This is a genomic window from Nocardia sp. JMUB6875 (assembly GCF_041154655.1).
Lineage (GTDB): Bacteria > Actinomycetota > Actinomycetes > Mycobacteriales > Mycobacteriaceae > Nocardia.
Genome location: NZ_BAAFGR010000147.1, coordinates 1 through 20,395, shown reverse-complemented (window position 1 = coordinate 20,395; position 20,395 = coordinate 1). Strand labels below are relative to the sequence as shown.

The following is a 20,395-nucleotide window of genomic DNA, read 5'->3' as shown; positions in this document are numbered from 1 at the left end:
GGGACGGGGAGGAGGTCGGGGGGTTCCCAGGTGTAGCGGGGCCAGATGTGGGCGTGGACCCGGGGGTAGGTGTTGCCGAGGATTTCGAGGTTGATGCGGCGGAAGGCGGGGTCGATGCGGGTGCAGGCGCGTTCGACCGCCTCGCCGAGGAGGGCCATGTCGGAGAGGAAGGTTCGGCGCATCGGGGCGGGGAGGTCGGAGAGGTGTTCCGCGGTGGGACTTTCCGAGAGGAGGAGGCAGTAGCCGGGGAGGAATTGGGTGTCGCCGAAGACGGCGAATCCGGATGTCATCCGCCGGATCACGGTGGGGTTCTCGCCGCGCAGTGCGCTCTCGATCGGGTCCATGGTCGTCGCTGTCCGATCGTCGACGGGGTTGGGATGTCGTTCGGTTGGCCGGGTTCGCTACGGTACGCCGGATTCGGGAGTGGCAGTGTCGAATTCACTGGCGGCGTGACGCCTTCGGCCAGTTCGGAGTGTCGGATACAGCGTCGTGTAGTCTCGCAGCGTGGGTACTCATTGGCATGCGGTCACGCCGCCGCCGGTCGCCTGATCGGGCGCATCGGCTGATTCTCGCTTGACGCTCCGGCTGACCTGTTGCGGCAGTCCGGATTTCGTCGTGCGCCCGTTTCGAATCCTTCCCCCACCGGAATTCGACGACGGAGTTCACGACTGTGTCCCCTCGCACCTCTACCCTTATCGCCGCACGCCCGCTTAGCGCCGCCTGGCGCGGCAGTGCACCCATCCTTGCCGCCTCGGTGATGTGGGGCAGTACCGGCACCACCGCCTCCCTGGCCCCGGCCGGAACTCCGGCTGCCGCTATCGGTTCGGCCGGACTTGCTCTCGGCGGCCTGTTGCTTTATGTCACCGGACGCGGTGGTCGACAGCGTCTCACCCCCGAACCTCGGAATCGACTGCGCTCCAGCGCTGGCGGCCGATTTCGGGTCTCGAGTTCGGAACGTGGGCTGTTGCTGCTCGGAGCTCTGGCTGTGGCCGGGTATCCGGTCACCTTCTATCCCGCTGTTGCCAGGACCGGCGTCGCGGTCGCGACCGTTATCGCTCTCGGTAGCGCACCGATTTTCGCGGGGCTGCTGTCGTGGGTGCTCGGTCGCGGCAGGCCGACGCCACGGTGGTGCCTGGCCACCGCGATGGCCGTAATCGGTTGTGCGCTACTGGTTGTCGGTCCGGAGCTCGGCGCGTCGGGGAATACGATCGACCCGCTGGGAGTTCTGCTCGCCGCTGGCGGTGGACTGAGCTACGCGGTGTATTCGCAGATCGGCGGCAGCCTGATCGCGCGAGGGCACGCCTCGAACACGGTTATGGGCAACATGTTCGGCCTCGCCGCGGTCGTGGTGCTCCCGGTGGTGGTCGTCTCGGGTCCGGGCTGGCTGGCCACTCCGCGCGGTCTCGCCGTCGCGCTGCACCTGGCTCTGTTCACGACCTTCCTGGCCTACCGCCTCTTCGGCTACGGCCTGCGCCACACCACGGTCGAAACGGCGACAGCCCTGACCCTGGCCGAACCGGCCGTCGCCGCGCTGCTCGGCGTCACCGTCGTCGGCGAGCGTCTGCCCGTGTTGTCGTGGTCCGGCCTGGCGGTCCTCGCCCTGGGCCTGGTCCTGCTGACCCTGCCCACCCGAATCAGCGACGACGAGCCGTCCTCCGCTACCCGCCTCCGCAACGAGGGAGCGACCTCGGCCACCTGAGCCACGCGAGGGGACCACGGGCACATTGCGCGGCCGCGGAACTTGTGGTTATAACCAGTACATGACGGTTGACGCCACGCTCATCGCCCGCGGTCTGCTGCTCGACATGGATGGCACCCTCGTGAACTCCGATGCCGTGGTGGAGGCACTGTGGCGAGGCTGGGCCGACACGCACGGCCTCGATGTCGAGGACGTGCTGGCCGTGGCACACGGCCGCCAGGGCTGGGCGACCATGGCCGCATTGCTGCCGGATCGCCCGGAGGCGGTCAATCGCGAGGACAACGCGCGAATGCTGGCGCAGGAGAAGACGATCGTGGAGGGCGTCGTACCCGTCGCGGGTGCGGCGGCCTTCATGGCGGCCATCGCCGACCTGCCCCACGCCCTGGTCACCTCCGCCGACCACACCCTCGCCGAAACCCGTATGAACGCGGCCGCGCTCCCGATGCCCGCGGTCCGCATTACCGCCGAGTCCGTCTCCGCCAGCAAACCCGACCCCGAGGGCTTCCTGAAAGGCGCGGCGGAACTCGGCTTCCGCCCCGAGGACTGCCTGGTCTTCGAGGATTCGGACGCCGGCATCGCCGCCGCGAAATCCGCGGGCATGCGCGTCATCGGCATCGGTCCCCGCGCCGCGGCCTTCGCCCCCACCGCCCACGTCGAGGACCTCACCCGGATTCGCGTCGAGGCGGGCCCCGACGGCACCATCGCCGTTCATGTGATGCCCTGAGCCGGAGCCGAATTCGGCGACCGGACCCCGGAACACCCGTCGTGTGAATCCGCACAGGATCTCCACAACCGCTCCCGTACTTCCGCGAATCAGCCCGCTAGCGTCGTCTCCGAGGCCGCGAGCACGGCCGATACGGGAGGGGCGTTCGTGAGGCAGCGATGGGTGGCGACCTGGGAAATCCGGCGCAGGATCGTGATCGCGCTCGTGACAGCCGGGTTCTTCACCTGGGCCGGTGAGGCATTCCTCGCATGGGGTACCTCGCTGGAACCGAAGTTCGAGGACGCCCCCTATCTGGGCTCGACGGCAGCCGACGAGGTACTGGCACTCGCGGCCCTCGCCTTCGCCACGGTGGCGATCCTCCTGGCCATCGGACTGGTGCAGCTGGCCCGCCGCTCGCGACCGGGCCGAGTCACGGTGATCGTCGCCTGCACACTGGTTCTGCTGGGCCAGACCCTCGCCCTCGTACTGGTCACGATCCCCATCGACGCCTTCTATTACCACGCTCCGCCCGGCACGACGTTCTGCTTTCCGCTGATGATCTTCCCGCTCCTGACCATCGCGCTGCTGCTCGGAGTACCTCGCGAGAACTGAAAATGAGTGCGCCCGTGGAGGATTCCACGGGCGCACCGGACCGGACGGCGTTGGCGTCGGTGCGCCGTCCGGAAATTGGTGGGGGTCAGGACTTTTCGAGGGTGACCGGGTTGCCGAGGCGGGAGTGGAAGCGGGAGTAGCCGAAGTAGATGATCAGGCCGACGATCAGCCAGGCGCCGAAGCGAACCCAGGTCTCCCAGGGCAGCGACCAGATCAGATAGATGGAGAAGCCGATGCCGATGATCGGGACGACCGGCATCAGCGGCAGCCGGAACTCGCGCGGCTCGTCGGGGCGGGTGTAGCGCAGCACGATCACCGAGATGCTGACCACGATGAAGGCCATCAGGATGCCGATATTGGTCAGCTCCGCAACGACATTGATCTTCAGCACGCCCGCCAGGATGGCCGACCCGACGCCGACGATCCAGGTCACCCGGGTCGGCACCTTGCGGGTCGGGTGGGTCTTGGCGAACCATTCCGGCAGCAGCCCATCGCGGCTCATCGCGTACCAGACGCGCGTCACGCCGAGCATGAAGGTGAGCACCACGGTGATGATGCCGACGATCGCGCCGACGGCGATGATATTGGCGACACTGCCCATCCCGGCGGACTTGAACGCGGTGGAGAAGCCGGACGTGGGGCTGATGTCGGTGTACTTCTGCATGCCGGTCAGCACCAGACAGGCCAGTACATACAGCACCATGGCGATAGCGAGCGAGTAGATGATCGCCTTGGGCAGATGCTTTTTCGCCTCGGTGGACTCCTCGGCCGCGGTACTCATCGCGTCATACCCGAACACCGCGAAGAACACCGTCGCCGCCCCCGTCCACACCGCGCCGGTTCCGAACGGGAAGTAGGGGTGATAGTTCGCGCTGTCGATCTTGAACACCCCCAGCACGATGATCAGCAGCACGATCGCCACCTTGATCCCCACCGCGATCGTCTCGAACCGCCCCACGCTCTTGATCCCGCGCGAGAGCACCCACGCGCTGCCCAGACAGAACAGGATCGCGAACACGTCCACCACATGCCCGTCGCCGGTGCCCGAAGCCCCGAGCATCCAGTGCGGCAACGTGATTCCGATCTGATCCAGCAGGAAGTTGAAGTATCCGGAGACGCCGATCGCGACCACCGCCGCCACCGCCACGTACTCGAGCAGCAGATCCCAGCCGATGAACCACCCGGCCAGCTCGCCGAGCGAAACGTACCCGTAGGTGTAGGCCGACCCGGCCTTGGGCACCATGCCCGCGAATTCCGCGTAGCACAGCGCCGCGCACGCGCTGGCCACACCCGCGATGAGGAACGAGATGAGAACCGAAGGCCCCGTGGTGGTGTGGGCCACCGACCCGGCCAGCGCGAAGATGCCCGCGCCGATGATGCCGCCCACGCCGATGGCCGTCAGCTGCCACAGCCCCAGGTGCCTGGACAGCCGCTCGTCGGCGGGCGTGTCGTCCTCCACGTCGGTGATCGGCTTGCGGCGCAAGATCTGTCCGCGCAACTCCGCAATCGACATGCGGGATCCTTTCGTCCGCTGCGCACCGCTCCGATGCAGTAACGCAGGTCACACTCGAGCCAGATCAGCTAATCGGACCATGCCGGACGCTGTGATCGGGTGATTGGTTAAATAAAGTTCAAAATCATTGGCTGATCGGCCAAAGTTGGCGAGTTCGGCGAGGCGCCGCGTGTCGCGCCCCGGCGTACCGCCCGGTGCCGCCGTCTCGGTGACCGGAACGCCTTGCGGGCTCGGCGGATTCGGCGCGCGCCGGTACCCGGAGTGCCCTAATCTCAAACCGAAATGTGTTCCTTTCGTTATTTCAAGGTGGGGGTTCAGTTCACGTGACTCTTGGCGTGTTCGACCACGAAGTGCTCGAGGCAATCGAGAAGCTGTTGCCGGTGCTGCGCGAGCGCGCGCAGGAGACCGAGGATCTGCGGCGCATCCCCGACGAGACCATCGCCGACCTGCGCGAGACCGGATTCTTCAAACTGATGCAACCCACCCGGTGGGGCGGCTACGCCGCCGAACCGGTGATCGTCTACGACGCCATCCGCCGCCTCTCGCGCGCGTGCGGCTCCACCGGCTGGGTCTCGAGCGTGCTCGGCATCCACCCCTGGCATGTCGCCCTGTTCGATCAGCAAGCGCAGCAGGAGGTTTGGGGCGAGAACCCCGATGCCCTGGTCTGCTCCTCCTACGCCCCGATGGGCGCGGGCCTGAAGGTCGAGGGCGGCTTCCGGCTCAGCGGCGCGTGGCGCTACTCCTCGGGCTGCGACCACGCCGACTGGGCGCTGGTCGGCGGCCCGGTGCTCGCCGACGGCGCGCCCATCATGGTCGACGGCTTCCCACTGTTCGGCAGCTTCCTGATCCCCAAGTCCGACTTCACCGTCGACCAGGTCTGGGACACGTTCGGTTTGGCCGGGACCGGCTCCAATACCCTTGTGGTGCAGGACGTTTTCGTACCCGAATACCGGTTCCTGAGCTTCCAGGCCATGAACGACGGCTCCATGCCCGGCGCGCAGGTCAATACCGAGCCGGTCTATCGCATGCCGTGGGGCACCATCATGCCCACCGGCATCTCGACGCCGGTGCTCGGCATGGCCGAGGGCGCGCGCGATATCTACATCGACTACCAGCGTGAGCGCTGGCGGGTCGCCTTCGCGGGCGAGCAGGCCAAGAACGACCCGTACGTCACCGAGCGTGTGGGCCGCGTGACCAGCGATATCGACGCCTCGTGGCGGCAGCTCGCGGGCCACATCGTCGAGGAGTACCAGACCATCCTGGCCGGCGAGGAGGTCTCCATCGACACCCGTCTCGACGCCCGCCGCGACCAGGTCCGCGCCACCCAGCGCTGTGTCGCCGCCATCGACGTGTTCATGGAATCGGCGGGTGCGGCGGCCCTGGCCAAGGGCACGCCGCTGCAGCGCCTGTTCCGCGATGCCCGGGCGGCCCGCGTGCAGGCCACCAATGAGGCGGAGAAGGTCTACGACATGTACGGCAAGTACAAGTTCGGCCTCGACCCGATGCTGATCATGGTCTAGCCCTGCACTCGGAGCCTCAGCGCCGCGCGCCCGGACCGAATGATCGCAGGAAGAACGCGAGATTGGCCGGGCGCTCGGCCAATCGGCGCATGAAGTAGCCGTACCACTGGTCGCCGTAGGGCACGTAGGTGCGCAGATGCGCGCCCTCGGCGACCAGTCGCCGCTGCTCCTCGTCCCGGATGCCGTAGAGCATCTGGAATTCGAACCGGTCGGGTCCACGCCCCGCGGACCGGATGTACCCGGCCGCCGCCTCGAGCATGACCGGATCGTGCGTGGCCACCATGGGATAGCCCTGCCCGTTCATGAGGGTGTCGAGACACCGCCGATACGACGCGTCCACCGCGTCCCGGTCCTGATAGGCCACCTCGCCCGGTTCCCGATACGCGCCCTTGCACAAGCGGATTCGCGATCCCGGCCCGGCCAGATCGCGGCAGTCGCCCTCGGTGCGCCGCAGATACGCCTGCAACACCGTGCCCACCCACGGGAAATCCTCCCGCAGCGCCCGCACCACCGACAGCGTGGAATCGGTGGTGGTGTGATCCTCCGCGTCGACCGTCACCCACACCCCAGCTGCCGCGGCCGCCGTGCAGATCTTGTGGGCGTGCTCGAGGGCGATGGCCTGCCCGTCACGCGGCAGCGACTGCCCCAGCGCCGAGAGCTTGAGCGAAACCTCCAGCGGCCGAACAGCTCCCGCCGACCCCGGCAACTCGCCGAGCGTTTCGAGCAGGGTCAGGTAATGCGAGACCGTCGAGCGCGCCTGCTCGATATCGGTGGTGTCCTCGCCCAGATAGTCGATACTCGCGTACCGCCCCGACCCGAGCAGCGCCGCGGTGACCCCGGCCGCCTGCTCCTCGGTCTCCCCGGCGACGAAGCGCCGCACCACCTTCCGCGTCGAGGCCATCCCGGTGACGGTCTTCTCCACCCGCGGCGACCGCGAGGCCGCCAGCAACGCCGGACGCAATACGGTCGAGAACATCAGCGCTCCCCCACTTCCGGCGCGACCGCCTGATGCGGATACCGATGATCCCGCGGCGGCACGAACGTCTCCTTGATGGTCCGCGCCGAGGTCCAGCGCAGCAGATTCTGCGCCGACCCGGCCTTGTCATTGGTGCCCGAGGCCCGCGACCCGCCGAAGGGCTGCTGCCCGACCACCGCGCCGGTCGGCTTGTCATTGATGTAGAAGTTGCCCGCCGCGAACCGAAGTCGGTCCGTCGCGGTCGCGACCGCGCCCCGATCATCGGCGATCACCGCACCGGTCAGCGCATACGGCGACCCGCGATCGACCAAGTCGAGCACCGACTCGAACCCGCCCGGCGCCGAATCGTCGTAGACGTGCACCGCCAGGATCGGCCCGAAGTACTCGGTACGGAACGCCTCATCGGCGGGATCCTCACCCAGCAGCACCGTCGGCTCCACGAACCAGCCCACACTGTCATCGGCGCGCCCACCGGTGAGCACGGTCAGACTCGGCGTCGCCTTGGCCCGGTCCAGTGCCGCCACATTGCGCTCGAAGGCCCGCCGATCGATCAGCGCCCCACCGAAATTCGCGAAATCGGTGACATCGCCATAGGTCAGCTCCGACACCTTGGCCAGGAAATCCCCCGACATGCGCGACCACACCGACTTCGGGATGAACGCCCGCGAGGCCGCCGAACACTTCTGCCCCTGATAGTCGAACGCCCCGCGAATCAGCGCCGTGCTCAACACCTCCGGATCGGCCGAGCTGTGCGCCACCACGAAATCCTTCCCGCCGGTCTCCCCGACCAGCCGCGGATAGGTGTCGTACCCGGCGATATTGTCGGCCACCGACTTCCACAGACGCTGGAACGTCCCCGTCGACCCGGTGAAGTGAATACCGGCCAGCCGCCGATCGGCCAGCGCCACCGCCGACACCTCCGGCCCGTGCCCGTGCACCAGATTGATCACCCCGGGCGGCAACCCCGCCGCCTCCAGCAACCGCATCGTCTGATACGCCGAAAACGCCTGCGTAGGTGAGGGTTTCCACACCACCGTATTGCCCATCAACGCGGGCGCGGTCGGCAGATTCCCCGCGATGGCCGTGAAATTGAACGGGGTGATGGCGTATACGAACCCTTCCAGCGGCCGGTACTCCACCCGATTCCACACCCCCGCCGACGAGATCGGCTGCTCGGCCAGAATCCCGCGCGCGAAATGCACATTGAACCGCCAGAAATCCACCAGCTCACAGGGTGCGTCGATCTCGGCCTGATACGCGGTCTTCGACTGCCCCAGCATGGTCGCCGCCGCCACGGTCTCCCGCCACGGCCCCGCCAGCAGATCCGCCGCCCGCAGGAACACCGCCGCCCGCTCGTCGAACGACAGCCCCCGCCAGCCCGGCGCGGCCGCTGCTGCCGCTTCGATCGCCTCGGCCGTATCCCGGGCCTCGGCCACGGTGATCGTCCCCAGCGCCGCCGAATGCCGATGCGGCTGCACCACATCGACCGTCTTGCCCGCGCTGCGCCGTTCCTTCCCCCCGATCACATGCGGAATCTCGACCGGCGTGCCCGCCAGCTCGGCCAGCTTGCTGCGCAATCTCGCACGCTCCGGGCTCCCGGGCGCGAAGGTCCCCACCGGTTCGTTCACCGGCGGCGGAGTGAGGGTGACGGCATCCATGACAACCTCCTGGCGGAATGTGGCCCGAGCCACTGAGCGAATACGCCGAGTCAACCGCGAACTGCACCACGAAGATTGAGCCGATCGGCCAAAGACCCCACCTCAGTGTTGTACGGTCGGCCGAACCCCCGTCCGCTCGTATCCGGAGTCAGCATCATGGCCAGCGACAACCCGGCCGACAACCACACATCGGGCATCGCCCTGCGCGAGATGCTCGACGCGCTCGGCGCGACCCTGGCCGAACTGCTCGACGCACCCCTCGGCGACGAGGTGGCGATCCGATCGGTGGCCTTGGTCGACAGCTCGGATCTGACCTCGGAAACCATTGCGCACGCACCGATGTCGGACATGTACCTGCACGTCGGCGTGACCGAGGACGAGGCCGTGCGATGGTTGCGGGCCATCGGCGAGCGCCCGGCCGCCCAGCGTCCCCGAGTCGTGCTGTCCAAGACCGCGTCCGGCTCGACCGAGGTGCTGCGGGCAGCCCAGCGCGCGGGAGTCGCCGTGGTGGCGGTGCATCCGCAGGCGCGCTGGGATCATCTGTACCCGCTGATCCGCCATGTCCTGGACCGCACGCGCGGCGCGCGCGACGGCGAGGAGCGCGATCTCCTCGCCGCCGACACCGACCTGTTCGGCCTGGCGCAGATCATCGCCCAGCACGCGGGCGGCATGGTCACCATCGAGGACCCGCAGTCCCACGTGCTGGCCTACTCGGCCTCCAACGAGGCCGCCGACCGGCTGCGCATCCAATCCATCCTGGGGCGCGAGGGCCCGCGCGAATACCTGCGCATCCTGCAGCGGTGGGGCGTCTTCGACCGGCTCCGCCAGACCGACGAGGTGATCGATCTACCGGCCCACGCCGAACTCGACATCAAACACCGCCTGGCCGTGGGCATCCGGCGACCCGGCGACAGCAGCGCCGCGACCGTGCTGGGCGCGATCTGGCTCCAGGAGGGCGATAAACCCTTCGAACCCGGTGCGGCCGAGGTACTCCGGGGCGCGTCGGCCATCGCGGCCCGCATCATCTCCCGCAGCCTGGACGCCCCATCCACCGAGGCGCTGCTCATCCAACGCCTGTTCGGCGCACGCGGCGAGGGAGTCGACGTGCCGTCCGTGGCCAGCGCGCTGGGAATCCCGGTCACGGGCCCGGCCGCCGTCATCGGGTTCGCGCTCACCGATGGCACCGTCGGCGCGCGGGACAAAGGGACACCGGCGAGCATGTCCGATCAAGGGAAACCTGGGAGTGCACGCGATCGCGAGATTCTCGGCAGCGCGCTTCGCCTGCGCGCCAGCGCGTTTCGCCGGGACTCACTGACCACCCTCATCGGGGATCGCGCCTACATCCTGCTGCCCCGCTACCAATCAGCGCGCGCCGTCACCGCCTGGACTCGGCAACTGGTCGAGCAACTCGAATCGGCGAGCAATCTGATCTTGCGCGCCGCCATCGCGATACCCGTCCCCGAGCTCGACCAGGTCGCCCGCGCCCGGGTGGAGGTGGACCGCGTCCTGGACAGCACCGCGGCGACCTTCCCCAAGGACCGCGTCACCACCCTCGCCGAATCCCGGACGGCGGTGCTGCTGGGCGAGATCCTCGACCACATCGCCGCCCGGCCGGAACTCCACGACCCCCGCCTGACCGCATTGTTCGACTACGACCGCACCCACGCCGCCCAACTCGAGGCGAGCGTGGAGCACTATCTGCGCCACCACGGCGACGTCCGCGCCGCCGCCACCGCCCTGCGCATCCACCCGAATACCTTGCGCTACAGGCTGCGTCGCGCCCAGGACATCACCGGTATCGATCTCGACGATCCGTCCGATCGCCTCCTGCTGGAATTGCAGCTGGCCCGCCACCGCCGCACCGACGACCGCCCGCGGCCTTGAGCGCCCGGCCGGTGACGCGGGAGCGGGCTCAGCAGTTCGACGGAGCGGGTTCGCCGCGGAAACGGCCCTCGAGCCAGGCGATCGCGGCGGGCGCGCCGAGCATCTCCGCGGTCATGTGATCGGGACTGTCGTACAACTCCGAGCGCACCGGTACTCCCGCCGCACAGTAGCGAGTCAGTGTCGTGGCGATGGAGTCCAGCGGAACGAGCGTGTCCTGCGGTGCGTGCCATTCGTAGACCGGGGTCGACGGTATGCCGTCGTAGAGTTCGAGACTGTTGTCCTCCACCACCTTCCGGGCCGCCGGATCGTTGATCAGGGAGGTGGAGGCGGCCAGGTCGAGCGCATTGTGGCCCGCGCCGGCGAGCAGGATGTCATTGGTGCAGCTATTGGCGATGCGGTCGCGGATGGCCAGGCCGGAGGCGTTCATGCTCTCGCTGACCGGCAGCTCGGCCGGGTATTCGCGTTCGAGTCCGATCGCGGCGGCCAGCGCCAGCCCGAAGGCCGGATGGCGTTGATAGCCGAGCCCCTCCACCATCTTCACCAGGTTCATGGGCACTCCGCCCGCCGCCGCGCCGATGGGCCGCAGCTCCGGTGCGTAGCTCCGCTGCATGGCCGCCGCCCACATCGTGGCCATACCACCGCCCGAATAGCCGAGCAGCGCAACCGGACTGGCGGCGACCTGTAGTTCGGGAACCCGCTGCACGGCACGGATGCCGTCGAGGGTGATCATGCCGCCGAGCCGGGCCGCGCCGTAGGCGAACGTCGGGCCCAGATGATCGGGCATCGCCACCGACCAGCCGCGCGCGAGAATGGTGTTGAGCAGCAGCGACTCCCGCAGCGCGAGATTCGGGTCCGGTGCGTAGAGCACATGCGAGACAGCGCATTTGGCGCCCAGACCGTTGATGATGTGCTGATAGGACAGCAGTGGCCCGTCCGGCCGGGCGTTCGCCGGGCGCAGCACGGTGGTGGTCGCCGCGATGGGTTCACCGGCGGAATTGGTGGACCGGAACTTCACCAGCACCACCGCCGCGTCGGGGAAGATCGCGATCGGGGGCATGGGCCGCACCGCCAGGACCTCGCCGGGAGCGCGGGCCGCCAGATCCGGCGGCGGCAGGAAGAACGGATCGGGATCGGGCATCGGATAGATGGGTGAGCCGCCCGCGGGCACCGGCCCGAAGGCCAGCAGCGCGCCCGCGATGACGAGCCCGAGGAGACCCCGCCCGCGGCCCGTCCGGGCGGCACGGTTGGATTCAGCCACTGCAGCTGCACCCCCGCGGCACGAGTTTGCCGGCCAGCATGTCCTCGACCCAGAGATGGTCCACGAGCACCTCGGTCACACCGACGATGAAATGCTCCCCGAACATCGGCTGCAGGCGCACCCGGGCATCGTGCGCACACCAATCCCGGTACAGCACTTCCGAACTCGCGAACGGAATCCAGATGTCCTGCACCCCGTGATAGAGGAAGACCGGCATGGACGGGGCGGTCGCACCGGGCCGGTTGTCCGCCAGCACCTGCCGCACGATCGGCACCGACAGCGGATCGGGCACATCGGTGAGCTGCTCCACCCGCAAGGGCAGCAGCGCACCCAGATTGGATTCGGTCTCCACGCAGATATCCCGGAACAGCTGCGCCACCCGCCACCCATTGTCATTGAGCAGCGGCAGCAGTTCCGGATACTCGCGGGCGAGCCCCAGCGCCGCCGCCAGCAGGACGCCGGAGGCGGCGTTGGTTCCGTTCATGGCGGGCATGACCAATCGATAGTCCGTCGGCCCGCCGCCGATGAGCGCGCCGACGATGGCCAGTTCCGGCGCGTAGGCCGGGGCCAGTTGCGCGGCCCAACTGGTCGCGATCGCACCGCCGGAATAGCCGGTCATCACCACCGGGGTATTGCGGCCGAGCCCGGGCATCGGCGTCAGCAGCGCGGCTCGAATGGCATCGAGGATGATGTGTCCACCCAGCCGCCCGGCCGCGTAGGCCTGGCGCGGGCCCTGGTGATCGGGCACGACGACGGCGTAGTTCTTCGACAGCAGCAGCTGGATCGGCAGAATGCCGTTGGTCTTGGTCTCTTTCAGCTCGCTCGACGGGGCACACGACCCGCCGAGCGAGGAGATGGGATGGTTGTAGGACACCAACGGCCGGGGACCCGGACCGGTCCACGGCGCATTCGGCAGCAGCAGGGTGGCGACCGCGGGAATGGGACGGTTGCGGGAATCGGTGGAGCGTAGCAGCAGTTCCAATGCCCGTGCGGTGGGCCAGATTCCACCGGCCGTCCGTACCGCGAGCAGAGTGCCCGGCGGCTTGGCTTCGAAGCCCGGCGGCGGCACGTAGAAGGCGTCCGCGGGTGGGGTCGGCATGATCTTCGCGGGATCTCGGTCCGGGTGCAGCAGATCCAGCGCGGGATTGGCATGCGCGTGCACAGGGAGCAGCGCTGCCGCCAGCGCCACCAGCATCCATATCCGAATTGCCCGGATTTTCGCCACGGTCCCGCATCGTGGCATACCGGATGGTCTTGTTTTCGGATTTGCCTCGGCGCGGCGGCGAGATCACCCGGAACCCCGCCGTGACCGGGTCTTTCTGGCACAGTGTCGGAATGGGGCACAGTGTCGGAATCGGCCGCGGTATCGGAATGTGGTGGCCGATCGTGCTGGTGGCGGTACTCGCCTGCGCGACCGGATGCGCCGCGCGGACGGCGGAGCCGGAGTCGGACTGGCGCGAACTGGCCCTGCCCCAGCGCGACGCTCGGGTCCTGGAATTCGCACCCACGGCCGATGGTGTACTGGCCCTGGGCTCGATCCCGGCCGGCGACGGCCGCGCACCCGCCGCCTGGACCTCCACCGACGCCACCCATTGGAAGCCCGTCCCGGTGCACGGCGAGAGCGCGTACGCCAAACTGGCGGAACTGATCTCGGCCGGTGTCGGCGACCGCACGGTGGTGCTGGGCCAGGCTTTCGGTGGCGCGCACAGCAATCCACGCATGACCATCTGGAGCGGTGACGCGCACGGGCTCGTCGAACATCCGCAGGCCATGGAGATGTTCGGCGGGCCGCATGCCATCGCGGTGACCACGGCCGCGGCACTGCGCGGCACCGATCTGCTGATCGGCGACTGGGACGGGCCCGAGGGCCGCTACGGGGCCGCGTTCTGGACCTCCGCCAATGGCGCGGACTGGATCCGCCACGCCGATGACCCGGCACTGTCCTCGGCCCCAGGCGAGCAGACCGGCGCGGCCGCCGTGACGACCGGCCCCTCGGGGTTCGTGATCGTCGGAGAAACGTTGCGCGACAGCGTGCTCCGGCCGCTGCAGTGGACGTCCCCCGACGGTGTCGCATGGCAGCGCCACGAGATGGCGGGAACCAATGCCGTCGCCAGCCGGGTGGCCTGCGGTGTCGGCGCCTGCACGGTCTTCGGCCAGACCATCGGCGCGGCGCCGCGCGTGCTCTGCTGGGCCGCACCCGACGCCGAGCCCGTCACCGGCCCGTCCGCGACGACCGTCGACACCCTGCAGCTCCTGCCGACCGGCTCCCGGGTGCTGAGTCTCGTTGCCCTCGACCACACCGTGCAGCTGCACTCGGTGACCGCTGATTGCGCCGACTGGCAGCGGATTCCGCTGCCCGCCGACGCAGCTACGGCCCGCATGATCGCGCTGCCCGCCGGTCTGCTGCTCGCCACCACCGGCGACGACCGCAGCCGGCTCTGGCTGCGTGCCCTGCCGTAATCCGGCAGGGCACGGGCTACGCCGTCACCGCGGGCTACTCTGTCACCACTGCACCGGCAGCTCGACGACGCCGTAAACCATGGCGTCCCACTTGAATTCGATCTCCTCGACCGGCTTGCTCAGCCGCAGCTGCGGAATGCGGCGGAACAGGGTCTGCAGCACCATGCCGAGCTCGATGCGCGCCAACTGCAACCCGATGCACTGGTGGCGGCCCGAGCCGAAGGCCAAGTGCTGGGCGGCATTCGCACGGGTCAGATCCAGGTTCTCCGGGTCGGCGAAGACCGTCGCGTCGAAATTGGCCGAGGCCAGATCGAATACGATCGGATCGCCGGCCGGGATGACCGTCCCGGCGACCTCGATGTCCTCGGCGGCGACGCGGCGCAGCCCGGTGTCCACGATGGTCATGTAGCGGATCAGCTCGTCGACCGCATTGCCCAGCACCTCGGGGTCCTCGGTATCGCGGAGGATGGCCAGCTGTTCGGGTTGATCCAGCAGCGCGACGACGGCCAGCGAGATCATGTTCGCGGTGGTCTCGTGCCCGGCGACCAGAATGCCGACCGCCTGCAGCGAGGCCTCCCACACCTGCAGCTCACCGGAATTCACCAGCTCGGCCACATCGGAGAGCAGATCCTCGGCCGGGCTCGCGGTCTTGGCCTCGATCAGCTGATTGAGATAGCCCAGCATCGCCATGGTCGACTGCTGCTGCTCCTCGGCGGAGGCCTGCCCACCGAAACCGAGCTCGGTGGCCTCCTGGAAGAAGGCGTGATCCGCGTACGGCACACCCAGCAGTTCGCAGATCATCAGCGACGGCACCGGCAGCGCCAGCGCGGTCACCAGATCGGCCGAATCCCCCGCCGCCAGCATGGCATCGATGGTCTGGTCGATGTGCTTCTGGATATTGGGCCGCATGGCCTCGAGCCGCTTGGGCGTGAACGGCTTGGCCAGCATGCGCCGGTAGCGGGCGTGCTCGGCGCCATCGGTATTGAACATGGTGCGCGGGCTCATCTCCGCGACCGCCTTCATCCCCTCGTGGATGTGCGGGTAGGCGGGGTGGTGATTGTCGGCGCTGACCCGCGGATCGGCGAACAGCTCGCGCGCCTCGGGGTAACCGGTGATCAGCCACGGCCGCTTGCCTTCCCAGGTCCGCACCGTGGAAATCGGTCCCGCGGCGGCGAGTTCGGCGATCTCGGGAGCCGGGCGGAACGGGCAGGTCGCCGAGCGGCGTCCGGGATAGAAGGTGGGCTCTGCGGTGGCTTCGGCGAGTGAATCAGACATCGTCAGCGTCAATCCTCGATCTGTATCGCTTGTGCTGGGCAGAATTCGGCGGCCGAACGCACGGCCTGCGCCTGCGCCTCCCCCGGATTCTCATCGAGCAGCACGACGATGCCGTCATCGTCGCCCTGATCGAAGACTTGGTCGGCACGCACGGCGCAATGACCGGCAGCAATGCATTTGTCGCGGCTGACAGCCACCCTCACGCCGAGCCCCCACCTCGAAGAACAGTTCGCCGCAAGTACTTTGGCGGCCTGTGAGCTTAACACGGCTAACGATGTGGGGTGGGGCGCGTGAATCGGGCGGGGACACCGCTCGCGGTCCGAACATGACAGCGTTGATCAGTGAATCTCGTCATGGTGCGCGGGTGTCACGACGGCGCAGTGCGCGGGGTCTTGTCTGCGAAACCAGCTTCGGGCGAACGTCTTCGAGGAGAGCACACCATGATCAGAGTCGGCATCATCATCGCCAGCACCCGCCCCGGCCGCCTCGGCGAGCAAGTCGGCCATTGGGTCCGGGACCTGGCCGTCGAATACGCGGGCGAGGCAGCGGAATTCGTGCTGCTGGACCTGCACGACTACCGGCTACCGCTGCTCGACGAGCCTGTTCCGGCGCTGCGGGCACCCGGCCGGCAGCCGCACACCCAACGGTGGGCCGAAAGCGTCTCTGCCTGTGACGCTTTCATCGTCGTGACGCCCGAATACAACACCGCTCCGCCGCCGTCGCTGATCAATGCCATCGACTTCCTGTTCCACGAGTGGGTCGGCAAGCCGATCGGCTATGTCGGGTACGGGATCTACGGGGCGGTCATGGCGATCAAGCAGCTGCGGTCGCAGGCGGGGGCGATCGGGATGGCCGATATCGCACCGCAACTGGGGCTGACGCTGCGCGAGGATTTCGTGAACTTCAGCGAATTCCGGCCGCAGCAGGCGCGGACGGCGGCACTGCACGGCCTGGTCGACGGCCTGCTGGCGTGGGCCCGCGCGCTGGCGCCGCTGCGCGCCCCGGCCGATTCCGCGGCCTCGACCCGCTGACGCCGTCACCGCCGGAAGTACACCACCTCATCGGTCAGCTCCGCGTCGATTCCCATGTCCGCCAGGATCTCCACGGCCCGGCGGGCATGTCCGGCCGCCGGGACCACCTCGGCCCTGCCGTCGACATCCTGACAGCACGAGACGGTGTCACAGCCGCCTTCCCACAGGGCGGTGAGGACATCGGCGATCTCGCTGTCGACGCAGGCCTGCCGATCCCCGACCCGGATGTGCCGCTGCGGGTGACGCACGGCGATCAGGCCGCCGTTGAACGGCTCGCACAGGGCGCACAGTGGATGGGGACCCAGCACGACCATGCCCCGTCGCTGCAGGTGAGCCAGAAATTCGTCCCGATTGTCCGCGACTGTCGCCAGCTGTGTCGCGAACGCACCCGGTCGCTTCTTGTCGAGGCCCCGGTAGAGCTCGACGGCTTCGTCGGTGGCGCGCAAGCCATCGGCGGCGCGGCCCAGGTGGCCGTGGTAGACGCTGAGCGAGATCAGGGCGTTGGCCAGGCCTCGGTTGTGGGTGGGTCGGCGAGCTGCCAGGCGCCGCAGGATCTCCACGAGTTCCTCACCCAGCGCCAGCGCTTCCTGCGAGTTGTCGAGTTCGTCGAGGGCTCGGGCGAGGGTGTGCAGTGCGTGCAGCAGCGCGGGCCCGCAGCGCCGAGGGTCCTCGGCAATCCCGTTCCGGCACAACACCAGCGACTCCCGGGCGGCGGCCGCTGCCTCGGCCCGGCGGCCCGCGTTCCGCAGCAGATCGGCCTGCGCACACAGCGACCAGGCCAGCTGTAGACGGGACCGGCCGTGGCCTCTGGCCGCACCGCGGCGACTGATCCGCAGGGACTCTTCGATGGCCGCATCGGCCTGCTCGTACTGTCCGGCACCGGACGAGAGCTCGGCCGATCTCCGTAGTGCGGCAGCCAGATCCGCCTCGGCGGGCGGGAATACCGTTGCCAGCCGCCTGAGCATTCCGACGGTCGACCGCATGATCTCCGGATCGTTCTCGCCGCGCCGAATCATGTCCGAGACCACGGTTGTCCCCTTCGCCGTTGAATGATGCGTCCAACATCTCTGGGTACCAAGGTATTTCCCGATAGTCTGGCGTGCACCGATGATTTCTCGCGGCGCGCGAGGTCTATATCTTCGGGAGGTATCCGTATGACCGGAGTAATCGACGCGGCACTGCTACGACAGATCTGCCTGGACGCCGGAGCCGACGATGTCGGATTCGTGGCCCTGGAGACCCCAGGGCTGGAGGGCGAGGTCGAGTATGTGCGGGAGGCATTGCCGAGTACGCGGTCGCTGATCGCGGTGTGCGTGCGGCTCTCGCGGGAGAATTTCACCAGCCGTGCGGCCAGCATGGTCAATACCGAGATCGATACCGCCATACCGGTGCTCGACCGGATCGGGCACCGGATCAGTATCGCCCTGCAGGACCTGGGGTTTCGCGCGCTGTATCCATCGGTGACGTTTCCGGTGGAGGCGCACCGGCTGCCCAGTCGCGGCTGGACGGTCTCGCACAAGCCGGTGGCGGTGGCGGCGGGACTGGGACATCTGGGGATCCACCGCTGTGTGATCCATCCGAAGTTCGGCAGCTTCATCGGGCTCGGCACCGTGCTGACCGACGCCGAGGTCGCGCCGTATTCGCAGCCGCTGGACTGGAATCCGTGCCTGGGTTGCTATCTGTGCGTGGCCGCGTGCCCGGTCGGGGCGATTCACAATGACGGCAGTTTCGATTTCAACAGCTGCTACACAGGAGGGTCGCCGGGCCCGAGTGTGCGCTGGTGAGCGTCGGAGTTTCTGTCGGTGGGTGTCGATAGATTGCGTTGTGTGCAGTTGCGTTACCAGTACCGCATGTATCCGAATCCGGGTCAGCAGGAATCGCTGGCGCGGGCGTTCGGGTGTGCACGGGTGGTGTTCAACGACGCGCTGACATCGCGCCGGGCCGCATTTGAGGCCAAGCTTCCCTATGTCCCGGACGGCGAGTTGTCCAAGCGGTTGACCGCTGCCAAGGGGACCCCGGAGCGGGAATGGCTGGGCGAGGTGTCGGCGGTGGTGTTGCAGCAGGCACTGGCGGACTTGAACACCGCTTACCGCAATTTCTTTGAGTCGGTGACCGGCAAACGCAAGGGCCCGAAGGTGGCGGCGCCGCGGTTCCGGTCCCGCAAGGACAACAGGCAGTCGATTCGGTTCACCCGCAATGCCCGGTTCGCGGTCACCGTTGGCGGCAAGTTGCGCTTGCCAAAGATCGGGGACGTGAAGGTTGCGTGGTCGCGGGAGTTGCCGTCCGATCCGTCGTCGGTGACGGTGATCAAGGACGCGGCTGGCAGGTATTTCGCGTCTTTCGTCGTCGAGGTCGACGACCAGCCGCTGCCGCCGGTGAAGTCCGAGGTCGGTATCGACCTGGGCTTGACCACGTTCGCGGTTCTGTCGAACGGTAAGCGGATCGAGTCTCCGAAGTTTCTGCGTCAGGCCGAGCGCAAGCTCCGCCGCACACAGAGAAGTCTGTCGCGCAAGCAGAAGGGTTCTGCCAACCGCGCCAAAGCCCGCATGAAGGTGGCGGAGCTTCATGCGAAAGTGGCTGATAAACGCCGAGATTGGGCGCACCAGCACTCAGCGGCGATAGTTCGCGAAAACCAAGCGATCTACGTCGAGGACCTGTGTGTCAAGGGCCTGGCCCGCACCAAGCTGGCGAGATCTGTACACGACGCTGGGTGGGCGATGTTCACCAGGATGCTGGAGGAGAAGGCCGCCCGGCGAGGGCGGTACTTCGCCAAGGTGGACAGGTTCTATCCGTCGTCACAGATCTGCGCGTCGTGCGGACACCGCGACGGTCCCAAGCCGTTGCATGTTCGGGTGTGGACCTGCCCAGCGTGCGGGGCGGTCCTGGACCGCGATCTCAACGCCTCGAACAATGTTCTCGCCGCCGGACGGGCGGAGAGGCTAAACGCCTGCGGAGAGACCGTAAGCCCTGCTGCCTAGCGGCTGGCAAGTCTCCGTGAAACAGGAACCCACCGAGAGCGCCCGACAGGGCGCTGGCAGGAATCCCCGGCCTTCAGGCCGGGGAGGACGTCAACCCACACCTACAATCAGTGAGTGGGTGAGTGAGTGAGTGAGTGAGTCCGGGCTCCGACGCCGAATCCCATGTGCGGAACCGGTTTCCGCACAAGACGATCCGTCATCCCCGGCGCGTGGAGGTGCCCGCACCCGAGATCGATCCGGTGCCCGAGCACCAGGACTGACACCTACGAGCTGCGCCGGGACCTGCCGATCTTCGAGATCTACTCCGGTACTGGCGGCGCTCGCCTCGAGATCCATCCGTGGTTCTTCGTCAACGGACAGCAGTATCTGGGCCTGACCCGGATACTGCCGCCGGGGACCGGGAAGGGACCGGCGCACATCCATCCCGGTGTCACGCAGTACTCGTTCCTGCTCGACGGTACGCGTGCCCGCTACCGGCGCGGCCTACGTTCGGGGCTGCTGACCACCGACGACACCCTGACCATCCCGCCCGGTGCGGCCCACGTCGACCCGTACAACGACACCGATCAACCCCTCACCATCCGCACCCTCTACTCACCGGGCCCGGTCTGGATGCTGTCGTTCGGCAGAACCCTCGGCCAAGCGGTCCGCGACGGAAAAACCAACGCCCACCAGGACCTTCGCTTCCTGCACCTGCTGATGATGCTGAACTCACCGGGATCAGTGACCTATGCCGCGGGCATCCCCCTGCCCGTCCAGCGTCACGTCCTGCTCCCCCTCGCCGCCCGCCTCGCCCGCCGCCGCGGCTACGGCCCCGCCGCCGGATTG

General features: G+C 68.0%; 19 protein-coding genes. 10 read left to right on the top strand and 9 right to left on the bottom strand.

The genetic code is table 11. The features are described from left to right. On the bottom strand, nt 1–344 hold a 344-nt coding region (locus ACAM49_RS30270), incomplete at its 3' end, for an HIT family protein (protein ID WP_369638969.1). 326 nt (nt 345–670) lie between these two features. Here ACAM49_RS30270 and ACAM49_RS30265 point away from each other — a divergent pair. The 3 genes from ACAM49_RS30265 (at nt 671) to ACAM49_RS30255 (ending at nt 3,014) form a co-directional block, all read left to right on the top strand. Next, nucleotides 671–1,699, top strand: coding sequence for an EamA family transporter (locus ACAM49_RS30265; protein ID WP_369638968.1), 1,029 nt, complete (start codon nt 671–673; stop codon nt 1,697–1,699). 61 nt (nt 1,700–1,760) lie between these two features. Continuing rightward, entirely contained in the window at nt 1,761–2,423 is a 663-nt protein-coding gene (locus tag ACAM49_RS30260; protein WP_369638967.1) for an HAD-IA family hydrolase, read from the top strand. 147 nt (nt 2,424–2,570) lie between these two features. Beyond that, on the top strand, nt 2,571–3,014 hold the full coding sequence (locus tag ACAM49_RS30255) for a hypothetical protein (RefSeq protein WP_369638966.1): 444 nt from the start codon (nt 2,571–2,573) through the stop codon (nt 3,012–3,014). 85 nt (nt 3,015–3,099) lie between these two features. Here the strand turns inward: ACAM49_RS30255 and ACAM49_RS30250 are convergent, their stop codons facing one another. Next, nucleotides 3,100–4,527, bottom strand: a complete 1,428-nt coding sequence (locus ACAM49_RS30250; RefSeq protein WP_369638965.1) for an amino acid permease — start codon at nt 4,525–4,527, stop codon at nt 3,100–3,102. Nucleotides 4,528–4,850: 323 nt separating this feature from the next. Between ACAM49_RS30250 and hsaA the strand changes: the two genes are divergently transcribed. Further along, nucleotides 4,851–6,047, top strand: a complete 1,197-nt coding sequence (gene hsaA, locus ACAM49_RS30245; RefSeq protein WP_369638964.1) for a 3-hydroxy-9,10-secoandrosta-1,3,5(10)-triene-9,17-dione monooxygenase oxygenase subunit — start codon at nt 4,851–4,853, stop codon at nt 6,045–6,047. 16 nt (nt 6,048–6,063) lie between these two features. Here hsaA and ACAM49_RS30240 read toward each other — a convergent pair whose 3' ends face one another. Both ACAM49_RS30240 and pruA read right to left on the bottom strand, forming a co-directional pair. Further along, on the bottom strand, nt 6,064–7,026 hold the full coding sequence (locus ACAM49_RS30240; RefSeq protein WP_369638971.1) for a proline dehydrogenase family protein: 963 nt from the start codon (nt 7,024–7,026) through the stop codon (nt 6,064–6,066). Beyond that, nucleotides 7,023–8,681, bottom strand: coding sequence for an L-glutamate gamma-semialdehyde dehydrogenase (gene pruA / locus ACAM49_RS30235; RefSeq protein ID WP_369638963.1), 1,659 nt, complete (start codon nt 8,679–8,681; stop codon nt 7,023–7,025). Before pruA ends, ACAM49_RS30240 begins: the two co-directional genes overlap by 4 nt. A gap of 156 nt (nt 8,682–8,837) precedes the next feature. Here pruA and ACAM49_RS30230 point away from each other — a divergent pair, with 156 nt between their 5' ends. Next, the gene (locus ACAM49_RS30230) at nt 8,838–10,565 is read left to right on the top strand and encodes a PucR family transcriptional regulator (protein ID WP_369638962.1); all 1,728 of its coding nucleotides are present in this window, start codon (nt 8,838–8,840) and stop codon (nt 10,563–10,565) included. A 28-nt stretch (nt 10,566–10,593) separates the two neighbouring features. Here the strand turns inward: ACAM49_RS30230 and ACAM49_RS30225 are convergent, their stop codons facing one another. Both ACAM49_RS30225 and ACAM49_RS30220 read right to left on the bottom strand, forming a co-directional pair. Beyond that, complete coding sequence (locus tag ACAM49_RS30225) at nt 10,594–11,751, bottom strand: lipase family protein (RefSeq protein ID WP_369638970.1); 1,158 nt, start codon at nt 11,749–11,751, stop codon at nt 10,594–10,596. Nucleotides 11,752–11,815: 64 nt separating this feature from the next. After that, nucleotides 11,816–13,048 (bottom strand): lipase family protein, encoded by a 1,233-nt coding sequence (locus ACAM49_RS30220; RefSeq protein WP_369638961.1) that lies wholly within the window; start codon nt 13,046–13,048, stop codon nt 11,816–11,818. A gap of 110 nt (nt 13,049–13,158) precedes the next feature. Here ACAM49_RS30220 and ACAM49_RS30215 point away from each other — a divergent pair, with 110 nt between their 5' ends. Continuing rightward, nucleotides 13,159–14,283 carry a hypothetical protein gene (locus ACAM49_RS30215; protein WP_369638960.1) on the top strand — a complete coding sequence of 375 codons (1,125 nt, stop codon included), beginning with the start codon at nt 13,159–13,161 and terminating at the stop codon, nt 14,281–14,283. Nucleotides 14,284–14,325: 42 nt separating this feature from the next. Here the strand turns inward: ACAM49_RS30215 and ACAM49_RS30210 are convergent, their stop codons facing one another. Continuing rightward, the gene (locus tag ACAM49_RS30210) at nt 14,326–15,558 is read right to left on the bottom strand and encodes a cytochrome P450 (RefSeq protein ID WP_369638959.1); all 1,233 of its coding nucleotides are present in this window, start codon (nt 15,556–15,558) and stop codon (nt 14,326–14,328) included. 8 nt (nt 15,559–15,566) lie between these two features. Then, nucleotides 15,567–15,761, bottom strand: a complete 195-nt coding sequence (locus ACAM49_RS30205) for a ferredoxin (RefSeq protein ID WP_369638958.1) — start codon at nt 15,759–15,761, stop codon at nt 15,567–15,569. Between the two features lie 237 nt (nt 15,762–15,998). Here ACAM49_RS30205 and ACAM49_RS30200 point away from each other — a divergent pair, with 237 nt between their 5' ends. Continuing rightward, entirely contained in the window at nt 15,999–16,589 is a 591-nt protein-coding gene (locus ACAM49_RS30200; protein WP_369638957.1) for an NADPH-dependent FMN reductase, read from the top strand. 5 nt (nt 16,590–16,594) lie between these two features. Here ACAM49_RS30200 and ACAM49_RS30195 read toward each other — a convergent pair whose 3' ends face one another. Further along, nucleotides 16,595–17,617, bottom strand: coding sequence for a hypothetical protein (locus tag ACAM49_RS30195; protein WP_369638956.1), 1,023 nt, complete (start codon nt 17,615–17,617; stop codon nt 16,595–16,597). Between the two features lie 126 nt (nt 17,618–17,743). Between ACAM49_RS30195 and ACAM49_RS30190 the strand changes: the two genes are divergently transcribed. From ACAM49_RS30190 to ACAM49_RS30180, 3 genes are all read left to right on the top strand, one after another. Continuing rightward, the gene (locus ACAM49_RS30190) at nt 17,744–18,373 is read left to right on the top strand and encodes a 4Fe-4S binding protein (RefSeq protein WP_369638955.1); all 630 of its coding nucleotides are present in this window, start codon (nt 17,744–17,746) and stop codon (nt 18,371–18,373) included. A 42-nt stretch (nt 18,374–18,415) separates the two neighbouring features. After that, nucleotides 18,416–19,567, top strand: coding sequence for an RNA-guided endonuclease InsQ/TnpB family protein (locus tag ACAM49_RS30185; protein ID WP_369638954.1), 1,152 nt, complete (start codon nt 18,416–18,418; stop codon nt 19,565–19,567). A 162-nt stretch (nt 19,568–19,729) separates the two neighbouring features. Continuing rightward, on the top strand, nt 19,730–20,395 hold a 666-nt coding region (locus ACAM49_RS30180; protein WP_369638953.1), incomplete at its 3' end, for a cupin domain-containing protein.

What these genes read in the sequence shown, in the direction of transcription:
- ACAM49_RS30215 (WP_369638960.1), top strand. Translation starts at nt 13,159, where the DNA reads ATGGGGCACAGTGTCGGAATCGGCCGCGGTATCGGAATGTGGTGGCCG.
- ACAM49_RS30200 (WP_369638957.1), top strand. Translation starts at nt 15,999, where the DNA reads ATGATCAGAGTCGGCATCATCATCGCCAGCACCCGCCCCGGCCGCCTC.
- ACAM49_RS30230 (WP_369638962.1), top strand. Translation starts at nt 8,838, where the DNA reads ATGGCCAGCGACAACCCGGCCGACAACCACACATCGGGCATCGCCCTG.
- pruA (WP_369638963.1), bottom strand. Translation starts at nt 8,681, where the DNA reads ATGGATGCCGTCACCCTCACTCCGCCGCCGGTGAACGAACCGGTGGGG.
- ACAM49_RS30210 (WP_369638959.1), bottom strand. Translation starts at nt 15,558, where the DNA reads ATGTCTGATTCACTCGCCGAAGCCACCGCAGAGCCCACCTTCTATCCC.
- ACAM49_RS30260 (WP_369638967.1), top strand. Translation starts at nt 1,761, where the DNA reads ATGACGGTTGACGCCACGCTCATCGCCCGCGGTCTGCTGCTCGACATG.
- ACAM49_RS30250 (WP_369638965.1), bottom strand. Translation starts at nt 4,527, where the DNA reads ATGTCGATTGCGGAGTTGCGCGGACAGATCTTGCGCCGCAAGCCGATC.
- ACAM49_RS30190 (WP_369638955.1), top strand. Translation starts at nt 17,744, where the DNA reads ATGACCGGAGTAATCGACGCGGCACTGCTACGACAGATCTGCCTGGAC.